We start from the raw sequence: 20,169 nt of genomic DNA on the forward strand, positions 1-20,169 counted from the left end.
AATAATCATGGAAATCCAAGCGATAATAGACGCTTTAGCGCATACTGACAGCGAGTTTCCTCGACAAGCATTACAAGCGGCAATTGCGCAGCAACCGGAAATCACCCCACATCTGCTTGAGATGCTGGAACGGGCGATCACCAATCCTGAGGCTGCCATTGCCAGCGGCTCATGGGATTACGGATATGCAATATTTTTGCTGGCACAGTTTCGCGAAACTCGCGCCTGTCCATTGATTGTCAAGCTGGCATCGTTTCCAAGTGATACCTTAAATAGAATGCTTGGAGATTCGATTACCGAAGATTTACATAACATTCTGGCTTCGGTCAGTGGTGGCGATACCCGTTTGATTAAATCGCTAATTGAAAATCCAAACGCCGATGAATTTGCCCGAAGTGCAGCCATTGAATCACTGCTTGCTCTGGTTGTCGAAAAGCTCATCTCGCGTGATGAAGTTATTGACTATTTCAGAACCCTTTTTAATGGCGGATTAGAAAAAAAGGAGTCGTTCGTCTGGGACGGACTGATTGCTTCGGCAACCGATTTATACCCGGAAGAACTCTATGAAGACATCAAAAAAGCCTTGCTGAAAGGCTTCGCTAATGAGCGCATTCAAGACCTCGACTACGTTGACCAAAAAATACGCGAAGGAAAAGAGGCGGTTCTTGCCCAGTTGCCTGAGCGGTTCCACTTTATCGAAAACTTCATTGAAGATATGGAAAGCTGGGCATGGTATCAGGATGAAGACATCTATCAACCTGTGACCGAGGATTCGATGGCTTCTGCCTGGGGTGCAACGCTCCTCAATTTAAAAGAAGCGGTTCCCGATTTGTTTAATCGAAGAAGAGAAGGTAGCAAAGCGGATATGCCTTATATCGCGCCGAAAAAAGTCGGACGCAATGAACCTTGCCCTTGCGGGAGCGGTAAGAAATACAAAAAATGTTGTGGCGCAGCTTGAGCCGCGATTACTTACTCCCTTATTGAAGGAACCTTCAACGCCTGAACATTTTATTATCAGAAAATCATTCAATAACATCGCTAACTCAAACCGCAGAAGCAGGTGCCAGCGTTTCTGCGGTTATTTCAAGTTGCGCTTTCTGCAACATAAACCGGATGGGTTTTGGTTGCCCGCGTGAAAACCGCGTTTTGATACATTCCGGCAAGTAACCAGCAACCCGCGAAAATCCATAACAGATATTGCTCAAGGAAACTGGCAGCCGGTTTCGACCAGGTAGAAATCAACGCCAACACCAGAAAGGAACCATCGCGCGCCACCCCTGCAATAACCACCATATTCCAAACTTTGGCAACTGCTCCACCACCCATTTGCAAAGCATAACGGCGAATCATAATGCAAACCGTGGCAATAACTGCGCCGACCGATACGGCAATTAATCTGTAGGTCGCAAGGTAACCGTCATTGCCGATTACTCCCGAATGAATCAGATTGGCGCGGAAGGCATAAGTGATGACCGGTAATGTCCAAACCGCCAGCATATAGAAATAATCTTTCACTAAAAGATTAAACGGCAATCCGGTGCTCTTGTATGAACGAATGGTGGTAAACAGCGCGGCGATGAACAACAGGTCGCTTATCGTATAAAGATAACGTAAAACGATAATGTAAAAATAAAGCGCCGCCGATGCGCCCTCCTGATAGTTGGGCACCAGATTTACCGTAAGAGTTAAAAGCCGCGCTTCGGCAATCAGGCGAATGATCATAAACCCGGTAATCAGCGTCCAGGTCAAATAGCCGGGGTCGTTTTTAGAAAACGATTTTCGCGCCCGAACAAATTGCATCAACGCCCATACTTCGACAGAGATGGTAGCTAAAAATAACATCAAGGTCAGGGTATCGGTTGAAAAACTCGAATTCATCCCCCGCATCACCGCATAAATAATTGGAAGAATGATTACCGAACCGATAAATGGTTTAACGAAACGGTGCGCGTTCATCTTATGATTGCTCCTTTACCTAACTTGATAATTTCCTGCGAAGCCCGCAAGGCTCCCTCAGACCCCAACCAGACTGCCATCATCGGACGCATGGCATCGGCAATCTCCGGCAAGATATTTGCCGAAATATCCTCGGTAGAGATTTTCATTTTGATGCAGTAATGCTTCAGCAGATTTTTCGAGGTTGCCTCACCCAAAAGCGGCGATAGGTAACTGACAATTTGTTCATACATGCTATTCATCAATTTTTATCCGCGCCTCCATTGTGCCTGTAAAAATTCAAGAAGCATTTCTCAGGTTCAAACTTTGCTGCAATGATAAAAGGATTTCGATTGAGGCTTTTTAATAGGAACGGAATAAACAGAAACACCCTAAAATTTTCGGTTGCAGGAGCAAGGCTGATAATTCAGTGGGCATTATAAATTTGCCTGCGTATCAGTCAACACTTTTCCTAATCGTTTAATGAAGCGTGCAATGGCTATCAACAAAGGTAGTGGGTCAAGGTGGAGAGATCAGCAGTAGCCCAAGCGTGAGCGCGGGCTTGTCTGACAACCCTCCCTAACGGTCGGGCTACGGTTCATCTCCCTAGATTGCCCCACTACCTCAACAAAATCTCTACACAGTCTGCAAAATCAATTTCACATAATGGATGATTAAGCTTTTTTCGGCGGCAGGGGAAAAAATGAACTGGTGCGCGCGACGTACTCAAGATAACCCGGTTTGCTTTTCTTCAAAGATTTTTCCAGTAACGCGACGCCCGAAACTTTCATCAGGAAAAAAGTCATCAACAGTGGGCTAAAGAAAGTTAAATATCCCATCGGCACTGCGCAGGCGATTAAAAAATATCCCCACCACAAGGTCGCATCACCGAAATAATTCGGATGGCGCGTGTAACGCCAGAGTCCCACATCCATCACCTTGCCTTTATTCGCGGGGTTGCCTTTGAATTGCCGCAATTGAAAATCGCCCACCGCTTCAAAGAAAAAGCCGATGAGCCAAACCCCAATTCCCAGATAATCGAACAGGATAAAATTGGCGGGCGTAGCGGAGGTCTGCGCGATTTGCACAGGCATCGAGATAAACCACATCAATAACCCCTGCAATCCAAAAACCGTAATCAAGCTGACCAGCGGAAATTTATCGCCCCACTGTTTGCGCATGGCTCGGTAACGATAATCTTCGCCTTTGCCATGATTGCGACTGAAAATATGCAAACCGAGTCTCAGTCCCCAGATGGTCACCAGCGAAGTGATTAAAAATTTTCGCGGGGCTGCGCCATCGGTTAAAAAGAAACTCACCCAACCAATCGCCGCAAAACCCACCCCCCAGAAACTATCAACAATACTGGCATCTTTGACCATCAGGCTCACCAGCCATAAAACCAGCATCATTCCCAGTACCAACGCCAAGGTTACGCCAAGCAAGGTGATAAAGGTCATTTGTGATTCTCCCTATCTTTGAACCCGGACAACAGATTTTTCTTTCATCAATTGTTGCCCAATCCATTCATCAATGGCTTTCCAGTTATTCATCAGCCAGTTAATTTGCGCCTCGCGGGTTGTGGGAATTTCGGCAAACGGCACGCGATAAAATTTAATCTTTACGGTGCGACTAATGAGCGAACCGTTTAGAAAATCGCGCAAATCGACGACTCCATCAAAGCCCGCATGGGCGCAAAAAATCACATCAGCGTTTTCATTCATCGCCAGTAAATTCAATGCGCCGCCCAGTCGCGGCGGCAGTGTGTGTTTGAGTTGCGAAGCCTGTTCATAAAGCCGCCATTCCCCTTTCGCTTTGATTTTTTCGAGAATGATTTGTTGTTTGATTCGGCTAAAACGGGTGCCTTCGGGATAAATCATTACTCCGTCGCGAGGGGTTAAATCATGCATCAGGCGATTGACGACATAAGCTTCACCGGCATCGCGTCTCACGAAAACATTGGGCAGCCGGTTGCCGACAATATCGAGACACGGGTCCCAGAGCAGTTGCTTTTTGAGAACATAACGCAAGCGAACGCCATTGGGGTTGGCGATAAAAAAAGCCGGAAGCAGAGCATCGGCAACGCTCACATGGCGCGCAAAAACAATCACTGGCCCGCGTGTGAGTTCGTCGGTTCCTTCGACATCAACCTGAAAGTTGAACAATTTTTTCGCCCCTTGCGCCAGGGCATTCACCCACCAGCGTTGCAAGGCAAAATTCCAGTCAAGAAATTTCTCAGCGTCTCTTATGAAGAGATAGGCTATCCACAAAACCAGACCAACAATGATGCCGAGAACTTCACAGGCAAAATAGTAAGGAAAGAAAATTACTGCGCGGGTCAATATCCACGATTTTTTGCGAATCAGGTCGGTGATAACCGCTAAGGGGAAAAGCCCGGGAAAGAGGACAAGCAATAAACCAAAACAGCAGACATAAAGCGAGATACTGAGCGCGCGCCGCACCCAGACTTTTATGAACTCAATCAATCGATTGGGGGAATCTTTGAGGTCATTCACGGGCGAAGCTTATCAACCGCAACCGTCAAAATGCAAAAGCGAATCACTCTTACAAATCAGGAGGTTTTAATCAATCACCGTTGATTTAAATGAATAAAGCCAAGCCCGCCGGGATAGTTCTCACTTCCCAAAAATCAATTTGAAACCCGCGATGACCAGCACGATGGCGAGCAATTGCCGGAGTCTTACGTTTGGTAAACGCTTGCTGCCGAATTCCGCGCCGATGTAACCGCCGATGGCAACGGCAATCAACCATAAAAAAATAGATGACGGCAGGGATTCGATGCTTGAAATATTTTTCGTCAGATTGCCTATCAACCCTGCAATCGAATTGATGAGAATAAACCCGGCAGACATGCCCGACGCATCTTTTACTTCAGCCCATCCGAGTAACAATAAGAGTGGCGATAAGAAGATTCCCCCTCCGGTTCCCGTGAGTCCCGCCAGGAAACCAATGCCTGCGCCGCACAACAAAGCCGCCCAGATGGGTGTTGCCTGAGTGGGAACCGGTTCAACGGGCTTCAATGAGGTTTGCACCATGCGGATTGCCGAAAAGATTAAAATTACTCCGACGATCTGTTTATAAAGCGTGCCCGGTAAATTGATCGCCCCACCGAAAAAAGAAAACGGCGCAGAGGTTATCACAAAGGGCAACAACCGCGACCATTGCAAATGACCGGCGCGATAAAATTTCACCGACCCGATTGACGCAACCAGAATATTTAAAACCAGGGCACTCGGTTTCATCACTTCAGGCGCGACGCCAAAAAGCGCCATCATTGCTAAATATCCCGAGGCGCCCGCATGACCGACGGATGAATATAGAAGTGCTGCTAGAAAAATCAGTAGTATCAGCAGAAGGGTTTTCATAGATAAAATTTGCCGAAGCATTCTACACGTTGGCTCAAAGGAAAGGAAAACGGGTTGGCTGTTTAAATGACTGTTGGTAATCTAACTGCTCGCAAAATCTCTTCAGGAGACTAAAAAAATGAGACGCGAGACTTCGTTGACCAAATCATCGTCACGCATTCCATCCGTTCGTGTGATGGCAATTATTTTTTTAACTTTCATCATCTCGCAAACGGCTTTCACGCAGCAGAAAAAACGCGACACCCCGGCAGCCAAAGCTGAAGCCGAAAATATCACTGCCGAAGAAGCGGCAAAACTTGAAGCCGTCGTGACTACCGAACAGGGCACCTTTCGTTTTGAGTTTTATCCCGACAAAGCGCCAAAACATGTGTTGAATTTTATCAAGCTCGCCAGACAAGGCTATTACGACGGTTCGGCATTTCACCGGGTCATCGAACGCGCTTTCATACAAGGCGGCGACCCGTTACTCAAAAATCCTGCGACCCCGAAAGACCGCTGGGGCACCGGCGGATTGAACTTATTACCCGATGAATTTTCCGACCTCAAACATGTTCGCGGCACTGTTTCAGCGGCGCGCATTCCGGGAAAACCCAACAGTGGCGGCGCGCAATTTTTCATTACCCTTTACCCCATCGACCAATTCAACGGGCAGTACACGGCTTTCGGTTTGGTCAATGAAGGCATCGAGGTAGTTGAAAAAATTTCCCTCGCTGAATCCAACAAACAAACCAATGTGGTCAATACGCCGATAAAAATTCTCAGCATCAAAATCGAAGCGAAAAAGACCGAGCCATTCAAAGATGCCACAGTTGATCAACTCCGTCGCGAAGTCTTGCTGAGAACTTCGCTCGGCGACATCACTTTGGAGATGGACCCGACGACTGCCCCCGAACACGTCCGCAATTTTTTAAAGTTGGTGCAAACCGGCTGGTATAACGGAACCGAATTTCATCGGGTGATTCCGGGCTTTGTCATTCAAGGCGGCTCCGGTTACACGCGCGCCGGCAGTAAAACCCACGCGGCTGACCGTTGGGTACATAATCTGAAACCCGAATTCAGCAAACTCCCGCACATTCGCGGGGTGCTGTCGATGGCGCGTGGCGATGCCGAAGATTCCGCTTCAACCTCTTTTTTCATCGTGCTCGGAACCGCTTCGCATCTCGACAATCGTTACACGATATTCGGCAAAGTGGTCAGCGGCTTTGATACGATTGAAAAAATCGAAACCGCTCCACGCACCGGCGAAAAACCGAATGAACGAATCGAATTAATCGAAGCGGTCATCAAGCCGTAATCGAACCGAGGGAAGGGATGAAATTTTTAAGGACACTCACGATCTGCGCTCTCAGCCTTTTTATCTTAATGCCCCAGCAACTTTCGGTTATTCACGCTGCCGATGAAAACCTCGATGGCACCTTCGGCAAAGGATTAAATGGATAAAGTAACAATTTATACGGACGGCGGTTGTATAGGAAATCCCGGTCCCGGCGGTTATGGTGTGGTGTTGCTGTTTAACGGCTCACGCAAAGAATTATCCGGCGGTTTTCGTTTGACGACCAATAATCGCATGGAATTGATGGCGGCAATTGTCGCTCTCGAAGCCTTAAAACGCCCCTGTCAAATCAGGCTGCATTCGGATTCCAAATATCTCGTAGATGCAATGGAACTCGGATGGGCAAAGCGCTGGCGGGCGAACAACTGGAAACGCAATAAAAAAGAGAAAGCTTTGAATCCCGATTTATGGGAGCGGTTATTGGTTTTATGTGAAAACCATGAGGTCGAATTTGTCTGGGTGAAAGCGCATGCCGGAAATCGTGAAAACGAAAGATGCGACTATTTGGCGAAACAAGCGGCTTATGGTAATGATTTGCCGGAAGACGATAATTACTTGCCCGAATAATTTTTGGAAGACCAGGGGGTGCCGGATAATCACATCCCACTTGTGATTATCCGCCGTCTCTTTTGGGGCAGATTATTGCGGTAACATACAGATCGTGTTATCGCCTAAAACCATTGCGCTAACACGTATCGTCCCATCGCTAAGCAAGGTGCCGTCACAAAGCATTGTCCCATCGGCAATCAATGTCCCGTCGGCAATCAATGTCCCGTCGGCAATCAATGTTCCGTCAGCTAACATCGTGCCCTGGGTAACCAGCGACCCGCTCGCAAGTTGTGAAACGCTGTTGTGCGCTAAAACACCTGCGCTTTTGCTGACGGTGCCATAGACATAAAAGGTATCGAGGTAGATAAAACTGCCGGATGCATAGGTGCCATAAAAAAGCGGCGTCCAGGTATCATATATCCAGTGATACTTTTTCATTAAATCGTCGCCATAGAGGAACACATAATTGGTGATGACCCCTTTACCCCAGTAACAGGTTTGCCCGTAAATCGTGCTGGTTTGCGTAGGCATCGCAGCAGTCAACATGTTGTCACCGAGATTGGCGATGTTTATCGTATTGGTGTTTATCAGTTTGGCAATTTTAACTGCCCCGTCGATATTGATTCTTCCGGCTCCCTGTTCAAGGGTATTGACTCCCGAAAGCGGTTGCGCGGTGTACATTAAAAGGGCTTTAACCAGGCTGACGGAAAGACCGGGTTTGGCTTGAAAAAGCAAAGCGGCAGCGCCTGTGGCGACAGGCGCTGCCATCGAAGAGCCACTCATATACATCACCTTATCAGCAACATTGATATGTGACCCGATTGCTAATGAGGTTGCGGTTTTCAGAATTTTATTGCTGCCCCCGGTATCGTTATTGGATCGCGCGGCGATGATTTTATTCCCCGGCGCGACCAAATCGGGTTTTATAAAGTTGTCATAATATTTAACGCCCCACGATTCGTAATAACCACGGGTTGGGCCCTTGGAACTATAACTGGCAACGGCATCATCGGAACGCGCATCGGTTCCGAACGTATTGAGCGCGCCAACGGTCAAGGCAAACGGTGAAATGCCCGGCGAATTAATCGTGCCATATACTTTTCTTCCGCTGGTGTCTTTACCGGCATTGCCCGCAGAAGTCACCACCATAATACCGGCATAAAAAGCATTTTCGACGGCATAACAAATCGGGTCATCCCAGTAACTGTCTTTGGCGACGGTTCCGATGCTCATATTAATCACGCGAAGGTTATAGGTCGCCTGATTTGCTATGCACCAGTCAATTGCCGCAATCACATTGCTGGCGTTTCCACGACCGGTCGAGTCAATGACTTTCAGATTGATTAGTTTGGCTCCCGGCGCGACGCCGCGATAAGCGCCGTTAGAAACCAGGTTGCTTCCGGCAATAATCGAAGCCACATGCGTGCCATGCCCATAAGCGTCCAGCACACTTCCTTCACCGGTGAAATCCTGTGAGTAGACGATGCCGGGATGACCGGTCGAAGCTTTCAGAAGGTTATGATTGACATCCATGCCGCTATCGAGAACGGCGACGCCTATGCCTGTGCCATCAAGCGTCATTCCGGTTACCGCTGTTCGCACCTGCGCGGCAGCCGTTGTCGTTTCGACATGCCCGGTGGTTTCGATTTCACGGTCGGGGGAGACGTAAGCGATTTCCGGGTCATTTGCGAGTTGTTCGATTTTTGAAAAAGGAACCTCGGCGACCAGCACCCCAACCGCGTTGAACGATTTATGCAGTTTACCGCCAAGTCCCGCAAGGTCACTGGCAACCGCGTTGGCGCGCATCGAATTCAGGGATTTAAGGTTATTTAAATTCTTTTGGGGAGATAAACTGGAAATCTTTTTACTATCTCTTTGGGAAGCTTCTTGGATTGGATTATTTTGAAGGTTTTGTAATTTGATGATTACTTTTTCAGGTTTAGCTTCTGTCGATGCGGCTTTTGCGAGACCCGTCAATCGCTCTTTGAATTCAGGAGCAATTTTTCTTTCAACCTCATCGCCGGATTGGTTTCGGGTTATCCCTCTTCCTTGAACTGTTGGTTGAAAGGCTTTGGTTCCCCCCCCAGGTAAAAAGATCGATGGTAAACATAAGCAAGCGATTAAAATTAAAATTATGGCTTCAATCTTCAGTCGCTGCTTACGATTTGTCATTATTCTGCCCATCAAAATCTGCTCCTATTTTGATTAAACCTGCTTTGGTGGATTAAACCTTCTTTGCAACAAACCTTTGGGAGGTGAATGTCATTAATCAATCGCTATGCCAGAGACCAAAACCGAGAGAACGCCAATGGTTATGACCAGAACAGGGAGTAAGAAGATGTTTCCACCGGTTTGATTCGCGCACTTTGACTGAATGAGTAAAGGCAATTTGCTCGTTAATCTATGCCGGATGGATGAATGAATGAGCGCGACGGATTCGGTTTTTAGCGATACACCAATAAAAAACGCGCGGCAATTGAACCGCGCGTTGATCAGCTTTCACGAGTTGACTTTCAGTTATTGAGCGAGGCTACGGCGAATTTTATCCCGGTAAAAATTCGCTTTTAATTTCACCCTTGGTTCATCAATGGTCAGCACTCGTCGGTTGGTCATCACCGGTTTGCCGTTAATCATTACGGTTTCAACATCACTCGCTTTGGTCGCATAAACCAGATTTGAATAGATGTTGTACATCGGCGTCTGGTGGTCGCTGTTTATATCAACGATGATGAGGTCGGCGCGTTTGCCGGCTTCAAGTGAACCAATCTCTTTTTCGAGATGAATCGCCCGCGCGCCGCGAATGGTAGCCATTTCCAAAGCTTCTTTGGCATTCACCACTGTCGGGTCGTTCCAGTGAAGTTTATGGAGTTTTGCTGCCGAGTCCATCTCTTCCCATATACTCACATCATTATTCGATGCTGCTCCGTCGGAACCTAAGCCCACATTGACTCCGGCTTTCAACATTTCGGGAACACGCGCCACCCCTGAAGCCAGTTTCATATTCGATTGCGGGCAATGACCGACGCCGACTTCGCGCGCGGCAAAGGTTTTAATGTCTTCATCGCTGAGCCACACGGAATGCGCCGCGATGGTGCGATTCGATAGCAAGCCGATGCTTTCCAGATAGGCGGCAGGCGTGGCATTGTAGCGTTTTTTAATGTCTTCGGTTTCCGTAGGCGCTTCGGCAACATGAATGACCAGCGGCACACCATATTTTTCCGAAAGCGCATTGGTTTGTTTGAGGTGTTCGGTCGAAACCGTGTACGGCGCGTGCGGGGCAATTGCCGGAGTGATGAGCGTATGCCCTTTCCATTTTTTAATGAACCGTTCAGTGTAACGCATCGCCGCGTCCCAGGTTTTGTTATCGGGAACCGGAAAATCAATCACCGTTTCACCCAGAACACCGCGCATTCCGGCTTTCACGGTCTCATCGGCAATCGCATCTTCAAAGTAATACATATCGACATAAGTGGTGGTGCCGCCTTTAATCATTTCGAGACAACCGAGCCGCGTCCCCCAACGGACAAATTCTTCATCGACATTTTTGGCTTCGGCAGGAAAGATAAATTTAGTGAGCCACTCCGATAAAATCAGGTCATCGGCGATGCCGCGAAACAGTCCCATCGGCACATGAGTATGCGTGTTGATGAGTCCGGGCATAACGGCTTTGCCACTGGCGTTGATAATTCTCGCTGCGGTGAATTGTCTGGCAATTTCCGCGCTTGTGCCCACCGCAACGATGCGTTCCCCACGAATTGCCACCGCGCCGTTTTCAATCACCCGCGAATTGCCGTCCATTGTGACAACTGTGCCGCCGCGAATGATGAAATCAACACGTTCAATAGCGAGGGCGTTTAAAGGGGAAAATAAAATGACCAATGAGGAACTTAATAGATACAGAGCAATAATTTTTCTCAAGATTTTTCTCCTTCTCGATTCATCGACGTATATGAATCCTATGCGCTTCAACTAAAAAGAGTTTCCCTTTGTAATAAGCCATATCAGGGTTTGCAGACCAAAATAATTTTAGCCGCTCGATCATAACCGGAATGACTTCCGGGTGATTTTTTATTTGGAGCGCAATAATCCCTTTAAATTTAGCCGGTGGGTAATTGACAATGTCAGAAAAATCCCCATTAAAAGACAATAAAATCGCATCCAACTGCTGAGCCTTTTGAATCACATCGGTATCAGGTGAATCTAGATGCGTGTGCCTTTAATTCTCGGTTTGCCACGAAGCACATCAGGCGTGCTGACAATATAATCTCGCCAATCCAATTTTCCCCTCCTTACCCAACACCTTCGAGGAAACTCGCGTCAAAGGCTTTCGGCAATAAATCTTTGATTTCGCATTTTTCAACATCGCCGTCGAGATTGGCGAGAATCACCGTAGTGACATCGGCGGCAAACTCCCAGATGATTTGTCGGCAAGCGCCACAAGGCGGCGTGAGATTCCCGGTATCGGCAACCACGGCGATTTTGGCAATCTCTTTTGAGCCTTCGCTCACGGCTTTGAAAATCGCCACACGTTCGGCGCAGGTGGTCAATCCATAGGTCGAATTTTCGATATTGCAACCCGTATAGACTTTCCCATCGGTAGTCACGAGCGCCGCCCCCACTTCAAATTTTGAATAAGGCGCGTGCGCGTGTTCCCTTGCCTGTTTCGCCAACTCAATCAACTCTTGATCGCTAATCATAAAACCTGCTCTATACGTTTCATTCAACCGGCAGTCTGTGACGATAAATTTTCGCAAGATTGAATGAACCGTTTCCCGCCAATTGGTTATCGCTGATAGTTGAGAATCGCTTTGACCTTTTCGGTTATCAAATCAATGCCGACATAATTATCGCCGCCTTCGGGAATGATTATATCAGCATAGCGTTTGGATGGCTCAACGAATTGCAGATGCATGGGGCGCACGGTGGTTTGATACTGATCGATTACCGAAATCGTCGTGCGTCCGCGTTGTTCAATGTCGCGTTGCAAACGGCGTATGAACCGAATGTCGGCATCCGCATCAACGAAGACTTTCATATCCATGAGGCTGCGAAGTTCGGGGCTGACGAAAACCAGTATGCCTTCGATGATGATGACCGGACGCGGGTCGATGTGGCGTTTTTCTGCGGTGCGTGAGTGAATCGCATAATCATAAATCGGTTGGTCAATCGCTTCACCGGCTTTCAAGGCGCGCAGGTGATTGAGCAACAAATCATTATCAAAAGCGTCGGGGTGATCAAAATTGATGTGATGTTTGACTTCAAGCGGCATATCGCCGAGGTCGCGATAATAAGCGTCCTGTTGCAGAAAAACCACGTTTTCCGCGCCGACCGCTTCAACGATTTTATGTGCGACGGTGGTTTTACCCGAACCGGTTCCGCCGCTGATGCCAATTACCATAGCTTCCTTTTTTCTGAGAAAAGATGAGAGGTGGAGAATAAATCGGAGAAGCCAATATCGCCTCTCTCCCCTTCTCCTTGTCTCCCCTGCTTACGCAGCAATGCGCGGAATAATGCGCATCACCAGTTCCGCCAGTTGCTTCCCTGCTCGTTCACCGACATCCATCACTTCCAGGTGATTAATTTCTTCGCCGCTCATACCGGCAGCGTAATTGGTGATACAGGAGATGGCAAGAATTTTCATTCCGGCATGACGCGCCACAATCGCTTCGGGAACCGTTGACATACCCAAAGCATCGCCGCCGAGACTGCGCATCATTCGCACTTCGGCAGGCGTTTCATACGTCGGCCCGCGAAGCCCAAGGTAAACTCCTTCGGCTAAATCAATGTCGAGTTCTCGGGCAACGGCTTTGGCAATTTCGCGATAAGCAGGCGTATAGATTTCCGTCATATCGGGAAAGCGCAAACCGAATTGATCTTCATTGTGCCCGCGCAATGGATTATCGCCCATTAAATTGATGTGGTCGTTGATTAACATCAATTTGCCGGGTCCCAAATGCTCGGCGGTTCCACCCGCCGCATTCGTCAACACCAATGAATGCACGCCAAGCAAGGAAAACACCCGCACCGGCAAAGTGATTTCCTGCATGTTGTAGCCTTCATAAAAATGAAAGCGACCTTTCATCAATAACACATCAACGCCGCCAAGCGACCCGATAATCAATTTGCCCGCATGTCCTTCGACAGTTGAAACCGGAAAGTTGGGAATGTCGCCGTAATGAATTTCAACCGCATCAATAACCGCATCGGCAACACCACCAAGTCCCGAACCGAGAACCACAGCAACGCGCGGCTCGCGATGGTTCAATTTCGCACGGATGAATTCAGCAGCCTCTTTTGCTTTTTCATATATGGTCATGGTTTTAATTTCTGCTCCAAAAATTTAGCAACCTGGATAACGCTATTTCTCTTTCGCATAGGGAATGCCTAAAGCCCGCGGCGGCGTTGCGCGACCAATGAACCCGGCAAGCACAATCAAAGTTAAAACATAGGGAATGATTTGAATGAACTGCACGGGAATTTGCACAACCCCCTGCATACGAATTGAAACCGCTTCGGCAACCCCGAACAACAGACACGCGAGGAATGCGCCGACCGGCTGCCATTTGCCGAAAATCAATGCCGCAAGCGCAATGAACCCGCGCCCCGCCGTCATATTGCGTGTAAACAATGAATTCTGCCCGATGGATAAATACGCGCCACCGATTGCCGCCAGCAACCCGCTTAGCATCACTCCTGCGTAACGAATTTTCGGAACGCTTACGCCCGCCGTATCCGCGGCTTCGGGATTTTCACCAACCGCGCGAAGCCTTAATCCAAACCGCGTTTTAAATAAAACGTAATAAGTGACCGGCACCATCAAAAAGGCAAAATAAACAATCGGTTTATGCCCCGATAAAACTTCGTTGACTTTGGGAATCAAATCAATCAGCGGAATATGCCAATCCGGCAGCGTTTGCTCGCGCGGCAATTGCGGCGTCGCGCCGGTTGAATCGAACATCGCGCCGGACAATAGCGCCGGTATTCCTAAAAACAAAATATTGATTGCAGTTCCGACGACCACCTGATCGGCTTTGTATTTGATGCAAGCCACCGCATGAATCAATGACACGATCAGTCCGGCAAGGCAGGCACAAAGCAATCCCATCCAGGGGCTTTGCGTTTTCGCGGTGATGGCTGCGGCAGTGAACGCGCCGGATAGCATCATGCCCTCAAGCGCAATATTAATCACCCCGCTTCGTTCGGAAAACAATCCACCCAGCGCCGCCAGGATCAATGGCGTCGAAAGCCGAATCATCGAAGCCAGCAGCGAGATATTGATGATTTGTTGAATTTCTTCCATAGATTTAAATAAGGATACAGGATTAGGGATTCAGGATTCAGGGTTGGGATAAAACAACTTTGAAATCCAGAGCTGCGGACTTGTCGAGAAATTTTTATCTCACCCCTCAACACTATTACTCGTTCCTTTATGCTCTGAATCCTGAATCCCGAATCCTGTATCCTACTGCAAAATTACATCAGCAATTTGTCTGGCGAGTTCCACGCGACTGCCGACGCCTTCGAGGTTCATCATTAAAACCACAGCCATGCCGCGTTCGGGAATCATGTACAAATAGGTCGTCACCCGCGCTTGATTGCCGCCGTGCGAAACCTCTTGCAGTCCGTTGCGTTCAGCGAGTTGCCAACCTAAGCCATAGTTTGATTCTTTGCCATCTTTCAATTTCTGTTTCGCCCACGCCTGATTGAGGGTGTCGGTTTTTAACAGTTTGTTTGATTGAATGGCGATGGCAAATCGCGCTAAATCTTCGACGGTTGAAATGAACCCGCCGCCGGGAATTTTATAACTGGTATCGGCAAGGTCGGAGTTCTGCAACTGACCGCTGCGGGTTTTCTGATAGCCTTGCGCGCGATTCGCGACAATTGCGAATACATTGTCTTCGCGGATGCGTTCCATCGCTGCGGGTTTAAAAACATTCTCGCGCACATAATCGAGATAGGTCATCCCCGATGCGCCTTCGATGACACAACCAAGCAAATTGTATCCATAACTCGAATACAAATATTTGCTGCCGGGTTCGTGAAGCAGCGGGTCATCTTTGAAAAACACCAGACTGTCATTGATGGAGTTGTAATGTTTGGTATTTTCCCCTGCCCCTTGAAAAAACTTGCCGTCTTGAGGTCCATAATGGCGAACGCCGCCGAGATGCGCAAGAACCTGGCGAGTGGTCACTGTCCATTGTTTTTGCGGATAGGCAGAACAATATTTTTGCACCGGAGCATCCAAATCGAGTTTGCCGCGTTCCGCGAGTTGCAACACCGCCGTTGAAGTGATGGTCTTGGAAATCGAAGCCAGCCGATACATCGTCGAAGCTTTTGCCGGAATATAATTTTCCAAATCAGCAAGCCCATACCCATTCATCCACGCGAGTTTTTTATCAACGACAACGGCTACAGACATTCCCGGAATATTCTCTTTCGCCATCGTCGAAGAAATTGCCGCTTCGATTTTTTTGATTTTTTCGCCGGGAAGATTTGAAATATTTTGCGCGGCTACCGAAATAGAAACGCTTAGCAAAAGCGATAAAATAACAGCAAAGCCAAGAGGTTTACGCATACATTAATCTGCCTTTAGGAATTGGAATTGCTCTGCCTAGTTCTTTTGCTGTTGCAATCCATTCATCAATGATGACTTCAACATTAGCGACAGCCTCTGCATAAGTAGCGCCATCAGCAGCGCACCCAGGTAATTCGGGAACTTCTGCGATAAAGGATTTATCTTCTGCACTCCAATAAATGACTAACTCATATTTGTACTTCTTGCTCATTGATTCAATCTCCAAGTTTATATCGCACAATCACCTTGCGAACTTGTTGCACTTGATAGGGTTTGGCTTTCGCGCCGATTGCTTGTAAATTCAAAATTTCTTCAACCCCATCTTTAGTAAAGATATGATGACCGCCGCGAATGCGCTCATCAAAACCTAAACATGTCAGTAACTGACAAAGTTCTGTAAACTGAATATTCGCATCCGACTTCCCAAGCAGAACTTTAGCCAGTAACTTATCGTGTTTCCCCATCGCAAAACCTAAGGCTTTTTACTTGGCACCTTTGCTAGAATTACAACTACGGCACATCACCGTAGCGTTTGATAGAATTGTGCGACCGCCTTTTGAGTGTGCTTTAAGGTGGTCGATAGTGAAATTATTCCAATCCAATTGCTCATTACAATTTGAACATTTTTTCTTTTCATCCGAATGCCAAATAAGGCGACGTTGTTCGATTGTAAATTTTCGCTGGCTATCTTTCTTGTCGAACAATCCACCCAAAATACCCCGCAAGATATCTGCTCGCCTTTTTCGAGTAGCTTGGCTGTCCGTATCACCTTGCACAGTTAATAAATAATCAGCGAACAAGCGTTGTTCAGGTTTTGCCCCTTCGGTTTTGCGAACTTGTTGTCGAACTTCATCAACTCCGTTAGATAACCATACAAGTAATTTTTGGGATTGTCTGTTACGTTTAACATCGGTTAAGACGCATTGGTTTTTATCCAACTCCCAAACAAGAAGGAAAACAGAGTAAAAATCAACCGCATTGGCAAAACGGGTTGCGCGTATTTCAGGAAACATTTTTTTAATAATATTGATAACCCGTATAAAATCATTTCTGCATTTTTGCAAAACGCTTCCTTTTATAGATTGTCCGCCAATTATATTGTCTAACTCTTTCTTTTTATTGATAGGTCCGCGAGTGTTGATTGAAGCTAATAACTCTGAAGTTAATTCGACGTGCTTCATCCGGCTGATTTGTCCTCGGGATAATATTTTATTTTGAATAAAAAAGCTCTCGTATTGCTTCGCAAGTTTACCAGCTTGTTTCAAAAATTCACTTCGATAATATTTCGCGTGCCTTTTCTCTGCGCCCGTGAGTTTTTTCCCGGTAGAATTGATACGAACGAAAAGGTCTATAATGTCGGATAGCTCACCTGCTATTTCAACCGTTTGAATTTTGTAACTCATAAATTGATGCTCAAGTCCTCTAACTTTTATCCGTCGCCAATCCCACTCTTCCTTATTTTCGAGTAACTTGACTGAAAAACGATTCCCACGAATTAACCCTTGAAACATCAACATAGATTCAATTCGTTGTTTACCATCGATTACATCATAAACTAATTTTCCATTGTCATTTCTTTTATACAAAAAGACAGAGGGAATAGGGTAATTTTGTAGAATTGTCTTTATTAGACTCTTTCTATCGCTATCCGTCCATACAGAATCTCGCTGAAATCCAGGCTCAAGTTTTAGTTGACCATTCTTGAAAAGCAGGACTAATTCTTGAATCGTTTTATCTCCATACTCATATCTAAGCACATCCATAAAATCAATCCTCCAGCAATTCTCAGTTTGGAAAATGGCGCTGCCGGTCAGCCCATTGATTGGACTGCAATTGTTGAAAATAGGCTCAAGAAGCGAGGGCGCTTGCGCCAAACTCACTCTGATTCTGATGCGATCAGGTCAAACTGAGAATTGCTGTCAATCCTCCGAATTCTGATTTATATTGTTGAAGCGAATAAAGCTTAGCCACTGGTTCAATGTTACAATCTCCAATGTTGAGACTTTTTATTCAAGATTTTGCGGACAACTGCATTGAATATCATTCAAAATGCTGGTATCGAGTAAATACAATAGCCTATGACCTCAGTCGTTTTTCAACTTCTTCACGTATTGTCCGCGCCTGTTTTTGACTATCAGTGATGTCAGAGCGCGTTCCAATCAATCCTTCTAACCGCCAATAATTAACCAATGCCGCATCGGTCTTCACACTAGGCTTTGCGATGCGCCTCGCCTGTAGTTTTTGAACAATAAATTCGGATAATGACAAGCCAATTTTTGCCACTTCCTCTGCCATTTCCTTTTCAATATCTGCGGGTAAATTTATCGTGATACTGTTCACTGGTTGACTTCTTACCGCGAATATACATTGCGTCCAAAACATCACACATTGCTTCTATGATTGAGTTGATGGGTCAAGAATTACCACCCTCCGAAGGGTATCTCATTAGGGGCTTCGATTCTTACAACCAATGGCAAATGAATGCCCGAAGCCTCAGCCGCTGCGAATACCTCTTTAGCGTTTGTACTGTGACTGATTAACTGGTCGCCATCTAAGGCTACCCACTGCCCCGCATACTCGATTCGGTGTTGTTTTATCCACTGCATTTCGCGTTCAAACCGATCATCATTCCTGGCAGTTACCAAAGTTCCCTCTTCAAGAATCTTTTCAAGTACCTGACGCTGCTCTTCAAGCGGCAACGCGCGGTAGGCTTTTAATACTTCATCAGGTGTTAGGTTTTCCATAAGACGGCTCCTGTTTGAGAAGGATAAAATTTAAATGCTTCGCCCTCAAGCATTGCTGCGGGCAAAGCGTTTAAAACTGCCTCTGAAGAACGCTTCACAGGCGACGAATAGAATAATAATCGCCTGCAAAATCACCACCCAATCTTTCGATACTTTATCGGTGAAAATGTCTATGAACAGACTGGAACGAATCAACGCGCCAAACAGCAAGGCTGAAAACAACACACCTACGGGGTGATTGCGTCCGAGCAAAGCAACGGCGATGCCTGTAAACCCATAGTTTGCGGAAAACCCGTCATAATAACGATAGCGGTATCCGAGTACATCATTGATGCCGACCATCCCGGCAAGCGCCCCGGATATCGCCATCGCCAGAATGATATTTCGCGAAATCGAAATGCCGCCGTATTCCGCAGCCGTCGGACTGGTTCCCACAGCGCGAAGTTCGTATCCCCATTTGGTTTTCCACAAAAAAATGTAAACCAATACGCACGCCGCGAGCGCAAAAAAGAAAGCAATGTTGAGCGGCAGACGTTCAGGGATAAATGAAAACAACGCGCCCATTCGCGCGATGTGCGGGCCGACCAGCGCGCCATCTTGCAATTCGGCAATCGGCAGCGTCTCAAGAATCGGGTCGCCCTGCTTCTTGTAATGATACTGCGTGAAATAGGTCACAATGCCGACGGCAATGAAATTCATCATGATAGTGGTGATGACTTCGTGTGCGCCGAATTTCGCTTTTAAAACGCCGGGAACCCCTGCCCATACGCCCCCAACCACCACCGCCGCAATCATCGCCAGTAACGTCACCACTAACCAATTCGTGTTCGGCAGTATCAAGCCAACCCAGGCGGTGGCAAATGCCGCAATCGTCAACTGCCCTTCCGCGCCAATGTTCAACAGTCCGCATTTGAAGGCTACCGCCACCGCAAGCCCGGTAAAGATGAGCGGCGTCGCATAGAATAACGTGTAGCCGATGCCATCAATCGAACCGAAAACACTGGTAAAAAAGAGTTCATAAACCAACAACGGGTTATCGCCAACCATCCAGACGATAACCCCGCCAACCAGAAACGCCGCGACAACAGCGATGATGGGAAATAACAATGAAGAGGTGAAGAGGTGAAGAGGTGAAGAGGTGAAGGATGTATCTTTCATTTATTATTCCCTTTCTGTCCGGTAGGCAAAACCCAGGTTGATGAATGGCTGATCATTCCCACAAAGGTTGAAATAACTTCATCATAGGTTTGAAATAGCGCCTTGCCTGTTTCTCTTTCCAGATATTGACAGCGTACAGCAAATTCAAGCCAGGTTTGAGTTTCTGCTGCTTCTGCTTCGGCATCATTCAATTTACTAATAAAAGCCGCTTCATAGCGACGCTTTCGCCAGGCTTCGGCGAGGTTTGCGCAAATAGAACGCGACGATCTGCGGATTTGGTCAGTGAATGAATAGATTTCCTCTTTGGGAAAAAGCTTACTCAAATCGAAAATCAGCATAGATGCTTCACATGCTTTTTTATAAACCTCCAAATCCTGATGCCGGATAATTTTTTTACTCATCGCTCGAACCCCATCAATCAAGAAACTTCTTTGCTATCGCACAAATCAACGTAAGCTATTCTGGCAATATCACCACTTCACCTCTTCC

General features: G+C 47.1%; 23 protein-coding genes and 1 pseudogene. 3 read left to right on the forward strand and 21 right to left on the reverse strand.

The window, feature by feature from the left end; all coding sequences use genetic code 11:
- Positions 1–7: 7 nt before the first annotated feature.
- Complete coding sequence (locus AB1757_09840) at positions 8–958, forward strand: DUF1186 domain-containing protein (GenBank protein MEW6127330.1); 951 nt, start codon at positions 8–10, stop codon at positions 956–958.
- A 125-nt stretch (positions 959–1,083) separates the two neighbouring features.
- Here AB1757_09840 and AB1757_09845 read toward each other — a convergent pair whose 3' ends face one another.
- From AB1757_09845 to AB1757_09865, 5 genes are all read right to left on the reverse strand, one after another.
- Complete coding sequence (locus AB1757_09845; protein MEW6127331.1) at positions 1,084–1,956, reverse strand: hypothetical protein; 873 nt, start codon at positions 1,954–1,956, stop codon at positions 1,084–1,086.
- A complete protein-coding gene (locus tag AB1757_09850; GenBank protein ID MEW6127332.1) occupies positions 1,953–2,198 on the reverse strand; it encodes a hypothetical protein in 246 nt (81 codons plus the stop codon). Before AB1757_09850 ends, AB1757_09845 begins: the two co-directional genes overlap by 4 nt.
- A 411-nt stretch (positions 2,199–2,609) precedes the next feature.
- The gene (locus tag AB1757_09855) at positions 2,610–3,395 is read right to left on the reverse strand and encodes a DUF1295 domain-containing protein (GenBank protein ID MEW6127333.1); all 786 of its coding nucleotides are present in this window, start codon (positions 3,393–3,395) and stop codon (positions 2,610–2,612) included.
- 12 nt (positions 3,396–3,407) lie between these two features.
- Positions 3,408–4,451 carry a 1-acyl-sn-glycerol-3-phosphate acyltransferase gene (locus tag AB1757_09860; protein MEW6127334.1) on the reverse strand — a complete coding sequence of 348 codons (1,044 nt, stop codon included), beginning with the start codon at positions 4,449–4,451 and terminating at the stop codon, positions 3,408–3,410.
- Positions 4,452–4,571: 120 nt separating this feature from the next.
- Positions 4,572–5,342 (reverse strand): sulfite exporter TauE/SafE family protein, encoded by a 771-nt coding sequence (locus tag AB1757_09865; protein ID MEW6127335.1) that lies wholly within the window; start codon positions 5,340–5,342, stop codon positions 4,572–4,574.
- A 97-nt stretch (positions 5,343–5,439) separates the two neighbouring features.
- Between AB1757_09865 and AB1757_09870 the strand changes: the two genes are divergently transcribed.
- Together AB1757_09870 and rnhA are read left to right on the forward strand one after the other, a co-directional pair.
- Positions 5,440–6,615, forward strand: coding sequence for a peptidylprolyl isomerase (locus AB1757_09870; GenBank protein ID MEW6127336.1), 1,176 nt, complete (start codon positions 5,440–5,442; stop codon positions 6,613–6,615).
- 138 nt (positions 6,616–6,753) lie between these two features.
- Positions 6,754–7,221, forward strand: coding sequence for a ribonuclease HI (gene rnhA, locus AB1757_09875; protein ID MEW6127337.1), 468 nt, complete (start codon positions 6,754–6,756; stop codon positions 7,219–7,221).
- 72 nt (positions 7,222–7,293) lie between these two features.
- On the opposite strand, the gene AB1757_09880 is transcribed toward rnhA, so the two are convergent.
- The 16 genes and pseudogenes from AB1757_09880 to AB1757_09955 all read right to left on the reverse strand — a co-directional run bounded on the left by AB1757_09880 (position 7,294) and on the right by AB1757_09955 (position 20,081).
- Positions 7,294–9,009, reverse strand: coding sequence for a S8 family serine peptidase (locus AB1757_09880; GenBank protein MEW6127338.1), 1,716 nt, complete (start codon positions 9,007–9,009; stop codon positions 7,294–7,296).
- Between the two features lie 711 nt (positions 9,010–9,720).
- Positions 9,721–11,121, reverse strand: a complete 1,401-nt coding sequence (locus tag AB1757_09885; protein MEW6127339.1) for an amidohydrolase — start codon at positions 11,119–11,121, stop codon at positions 9,721–9,723.
- 19 nt (positions 11,122–11,140) lie between these two features.
- Positions 11,141–11,392 (reverse strand): annotated as a pseudogene (locus AB1757_09890) (hypothetical protein).
- Between the two features lie 11 nt (positions 11,393–11,403).
- Complete coding sequence (locus AB1757_09895) at positions 11,404–11,481, reverse strand: DUF433 domain-containing protein (GenBank protein ID MEW6127340.1); 78 nt, start codon at positions 11,479–11,481, stop codon at positions 11,404–11,406.
- Positions 11,482–11,492: 11 nt separating this feature from the next.
- Positions 11,493–11,897: a cytidine deaminase gene (locus AB1757_09900; protein MEW6127341.1), complete on the reverse strand. Its 405-nt coding sequence runs from the start codon at positions 11,895–11,897 to the stop codon at positions 11,493–11,495.
- Between the two features lie 89 nt (positions 11,898–11,986).
- Entirely contained in the window at positions 11,987–12,601 is a 615-nt protein-coding gene (gene udk / locus AB1757_09905) for a uridine kinase (GenBank protein MEW6127342.1), read from the reverse strand.
- 90 nt (positions 12,602–12,691) lie between these two features.
- Positions 12,692–13,519: a purine-nucleoside phosphorylase gene (locus AB1757_09910; GenBank protein MEW6127343.1), complete on the reverse strand. Its 828-nt coding sequence runs from the start codon at positions 13,517–13,519 to the stop codon at positions 12,692–12,694.
- Between the two features lie 42 nt (positions 13,520–13,561).
- Positions 13,562–14,503, reverse strand: coding sequence for an ABC transporter permease (locus AB1757_09915; GenBank protein MEW6127344.1), 942 nt, complete (start codon positions 14,501–14,503; stop codon positions 13,562–13,564).
- A 162-nt stretch (positions 14,504–14,665) separates the two neighbouring features.
- A complete protein-coding gene (locus AB1757_09920; protein ID MEW6127345.1) occupies positions 14,666–15,778 on the reverse strand; it encodes a serine hydrolase domain-containing protein in 1,113 nt (370 codons plus the stop codon).
- Complete coding sequence (locus AB1757_09925) at positions 15,771–15,989, reverse strand: type II toxin-antitoxin system HicB family antitoxin (protein MEW6127346.1); 219 nt, start codon at positions 15,987–15,989, stop codon at positions 15,771–15,773. The genes AB1757_09920 and AB1757_09925 overlap by 8 nt, the downstream gene beginning before the upstream one ends.
- 4 nt (positions 15,990–15,993) lie before the next feature.
- A complete protein-coding gene (locus AB1757_09930; GenBank protein MEW6127347.1) occupies positions 15,994–16,242 on the reverse strand; it encodes a type II toxin-antitoxin system HicA family toxin in 249 nt (82 codons plus the stop codon).
- 18 nt (positions 16,243–16,260) lie between these two features.
- Complete coding sequence (locus AB1757_09935) at positions 16,261–17,652, reverse strand: DUF262 domain-containing protein (GenBank protein MEW6127348.1); 1,392 nt, start codon at positions 17,650–17,652, stop codon at positions 16,261–16,263.
- 202 nt (positions 17,653–17,854) lie between these two features.
- The gene (locus AB1757_09940; GenBank protein ID MEW6127349.1) at positions 17,855–18,118 is read right to left on the reverse strand and encodes a hypothetical protein; all 264 of its coding nucleotides are present in this window, start codon (positions 18,116–18,118) and stop codon (positions 17,855–17,857) included.
- Between the two features lie 80 nt (positions 18,119–18,198).
- The gene (locus AB1757_09945) at positions 18,199–18,522 is read right to left on the reverse strand and encodes a DUF5678 domain-containing protein (GenBank protein MEW6127350.1); all 324 of its coding nucleotides are present in this window, start codon (positions 18,520–18,522) and stop codon (positions 18,199–18,201) included.
- Between the two features lie 45 nt (positions 18,523–18,567).
- Positions 18,568–19,680, reverse strand: coding sequence for an ABC transporter permease (locus AB1757_09950; GenBank protein MEW6127351.1), 1,113 nt, complete (start codon positions 19,678–19,680; stop codon positions 18,568–18,570).
- Positions 19,677–20,081 (reverse strand): four helix bundle protein, encoded by a 405-nt coding sequence (locus tag AB1757_09955; protein MEW6127352.1) that lies wholly within the window; start codon positions 20,079–20,081, stop codon positions 19,677–19,679. The genes AB1757_09950 and AB1757_09955 overlap by 4 nt, the downstream gene beginning before the upstream one ends.
- Between the last annotated feature and the right edge of the window lie 88 nt (positions 20,082–20,169).

The sequence above is a fragment of the Acidobacteriota bacterium genome (assembly GCA_040754075.1).
Taxonomy (GTDB): domain Bacteria; phylum Acidobacteriota; class Blastocatellia; order UBA7656; family UBA7656; genus JBFMDH01.

Coding starts and splice junctions, on each gene's coding strand:
- AB1757_09840 (MEW6127330.1), top strand. CDS start 8: ATGGAAATCCAAGCGATAATAGACGCTTTAGCGCATACTGACAGCGAG.
- AB1757_09845 (MEW6127331.1), bottom strand. CDS start 1,956: ATGAACGCGCACCGTTTCGTTAAACCATTTATCGGTTCGGTAATCATT.
- AB1757_09850 (MEW6127332.1), bottom strand. CDS start 2,198: ATGAATAGCATGTATGAACAAATTGTCAGTTACCTATCGCCGCTTTTG.
- AB1757_09855 (MEW6127333.1), bottom strand. CDS start 3,395: ATGACCTTTATCACCTTGCTTGGCGTAACCTTGGCGTTGGTACTGGGA.
- AB1757_09865 (MEW6127335.1), bottom strand. CDS start 5,342: ATGCTTCGGCAAATTTTATCTATGAAAACCCTTCTGCTGATACTACTG.
- AB1757_09870 (MEW6127336.1), top strand. CDS start 5,440: ATGAGACGCGAGACTTCGTTGACCAAATCATCGTCACGCATTCCATCC.
- rnhA (MEW6127337.1), top strand. CDS start 6,754: ATGGATAAAGTAACAATTTATACGGACGGCGGTTGTATAGGAAATCCC.
- AB1757_09880 (MEW6127338.1), bottom strand. CDS start 9,009: ATGCGCGCCAACGCGGTTGCCAGTGACCTTGCGGGACTTGGCGGTAAA.
- udk (MEW6127342.1), bottom strand. CDS start 12,601: ATGGTAATTGGCATCAGCGGCGGAACCGGTTCGGGTAAAACCACCGTC.
- AB1757_09910 (MEW6127343.1), bottom strand. CDS start 13,519: ATGACCATATATGAAAAAGCAAAAGAGGCTGCTGAATTCATCCGTGCG.
- AB1757_09915 (MEW6127344.1), bottom strand. CDS start 14,503: ATGGAAGAAATTCAACAAATCATCAATATCTCGCTGCTGGCTTCGATG.
- AB1757_09920 (MEW6127345.1), bottom strand. CDS start 15,778: ATGCGTAAACCTCTTGGCTTTGCTGTTATTTTATCGCTTTTGCTAAGC.
- AB1757_09925 (MEW6127346.1), bottom strand. CDS start 15,989: ATGAGCAAGAAGTACAAATATGAGTTAGTCATTTATTGGAGTGCAGAA.
- AB1757_09930 (MEW6127347.1), bottom strand. CDS start 16,242: ATGGGGAAACACGATAAGTTACTGGCTAAAGTTCTGCTTGGGAAGTCG.
- AB1757_09945 (MEW6127350.1), bottom strand. CDS start 18,522: ATGGAAAACCTAACACCTGATGAAGTATTAAAAGCCTACCGCGCGTTG.
- AB1757_09950 (MEW6127351.1), bottom strand. CDS start 19,680: ATGAAAGATACATCCTTCACCTCTTCACCTCTTCACCTCTTCACCTCT.
- AB1757_09955 (MEW6127352.1), bottom strand. CDS start 20,081: ATGAGTAAAAAAATTATCCGGCATCAGGATTTGGAGGTTTATAAAAAA.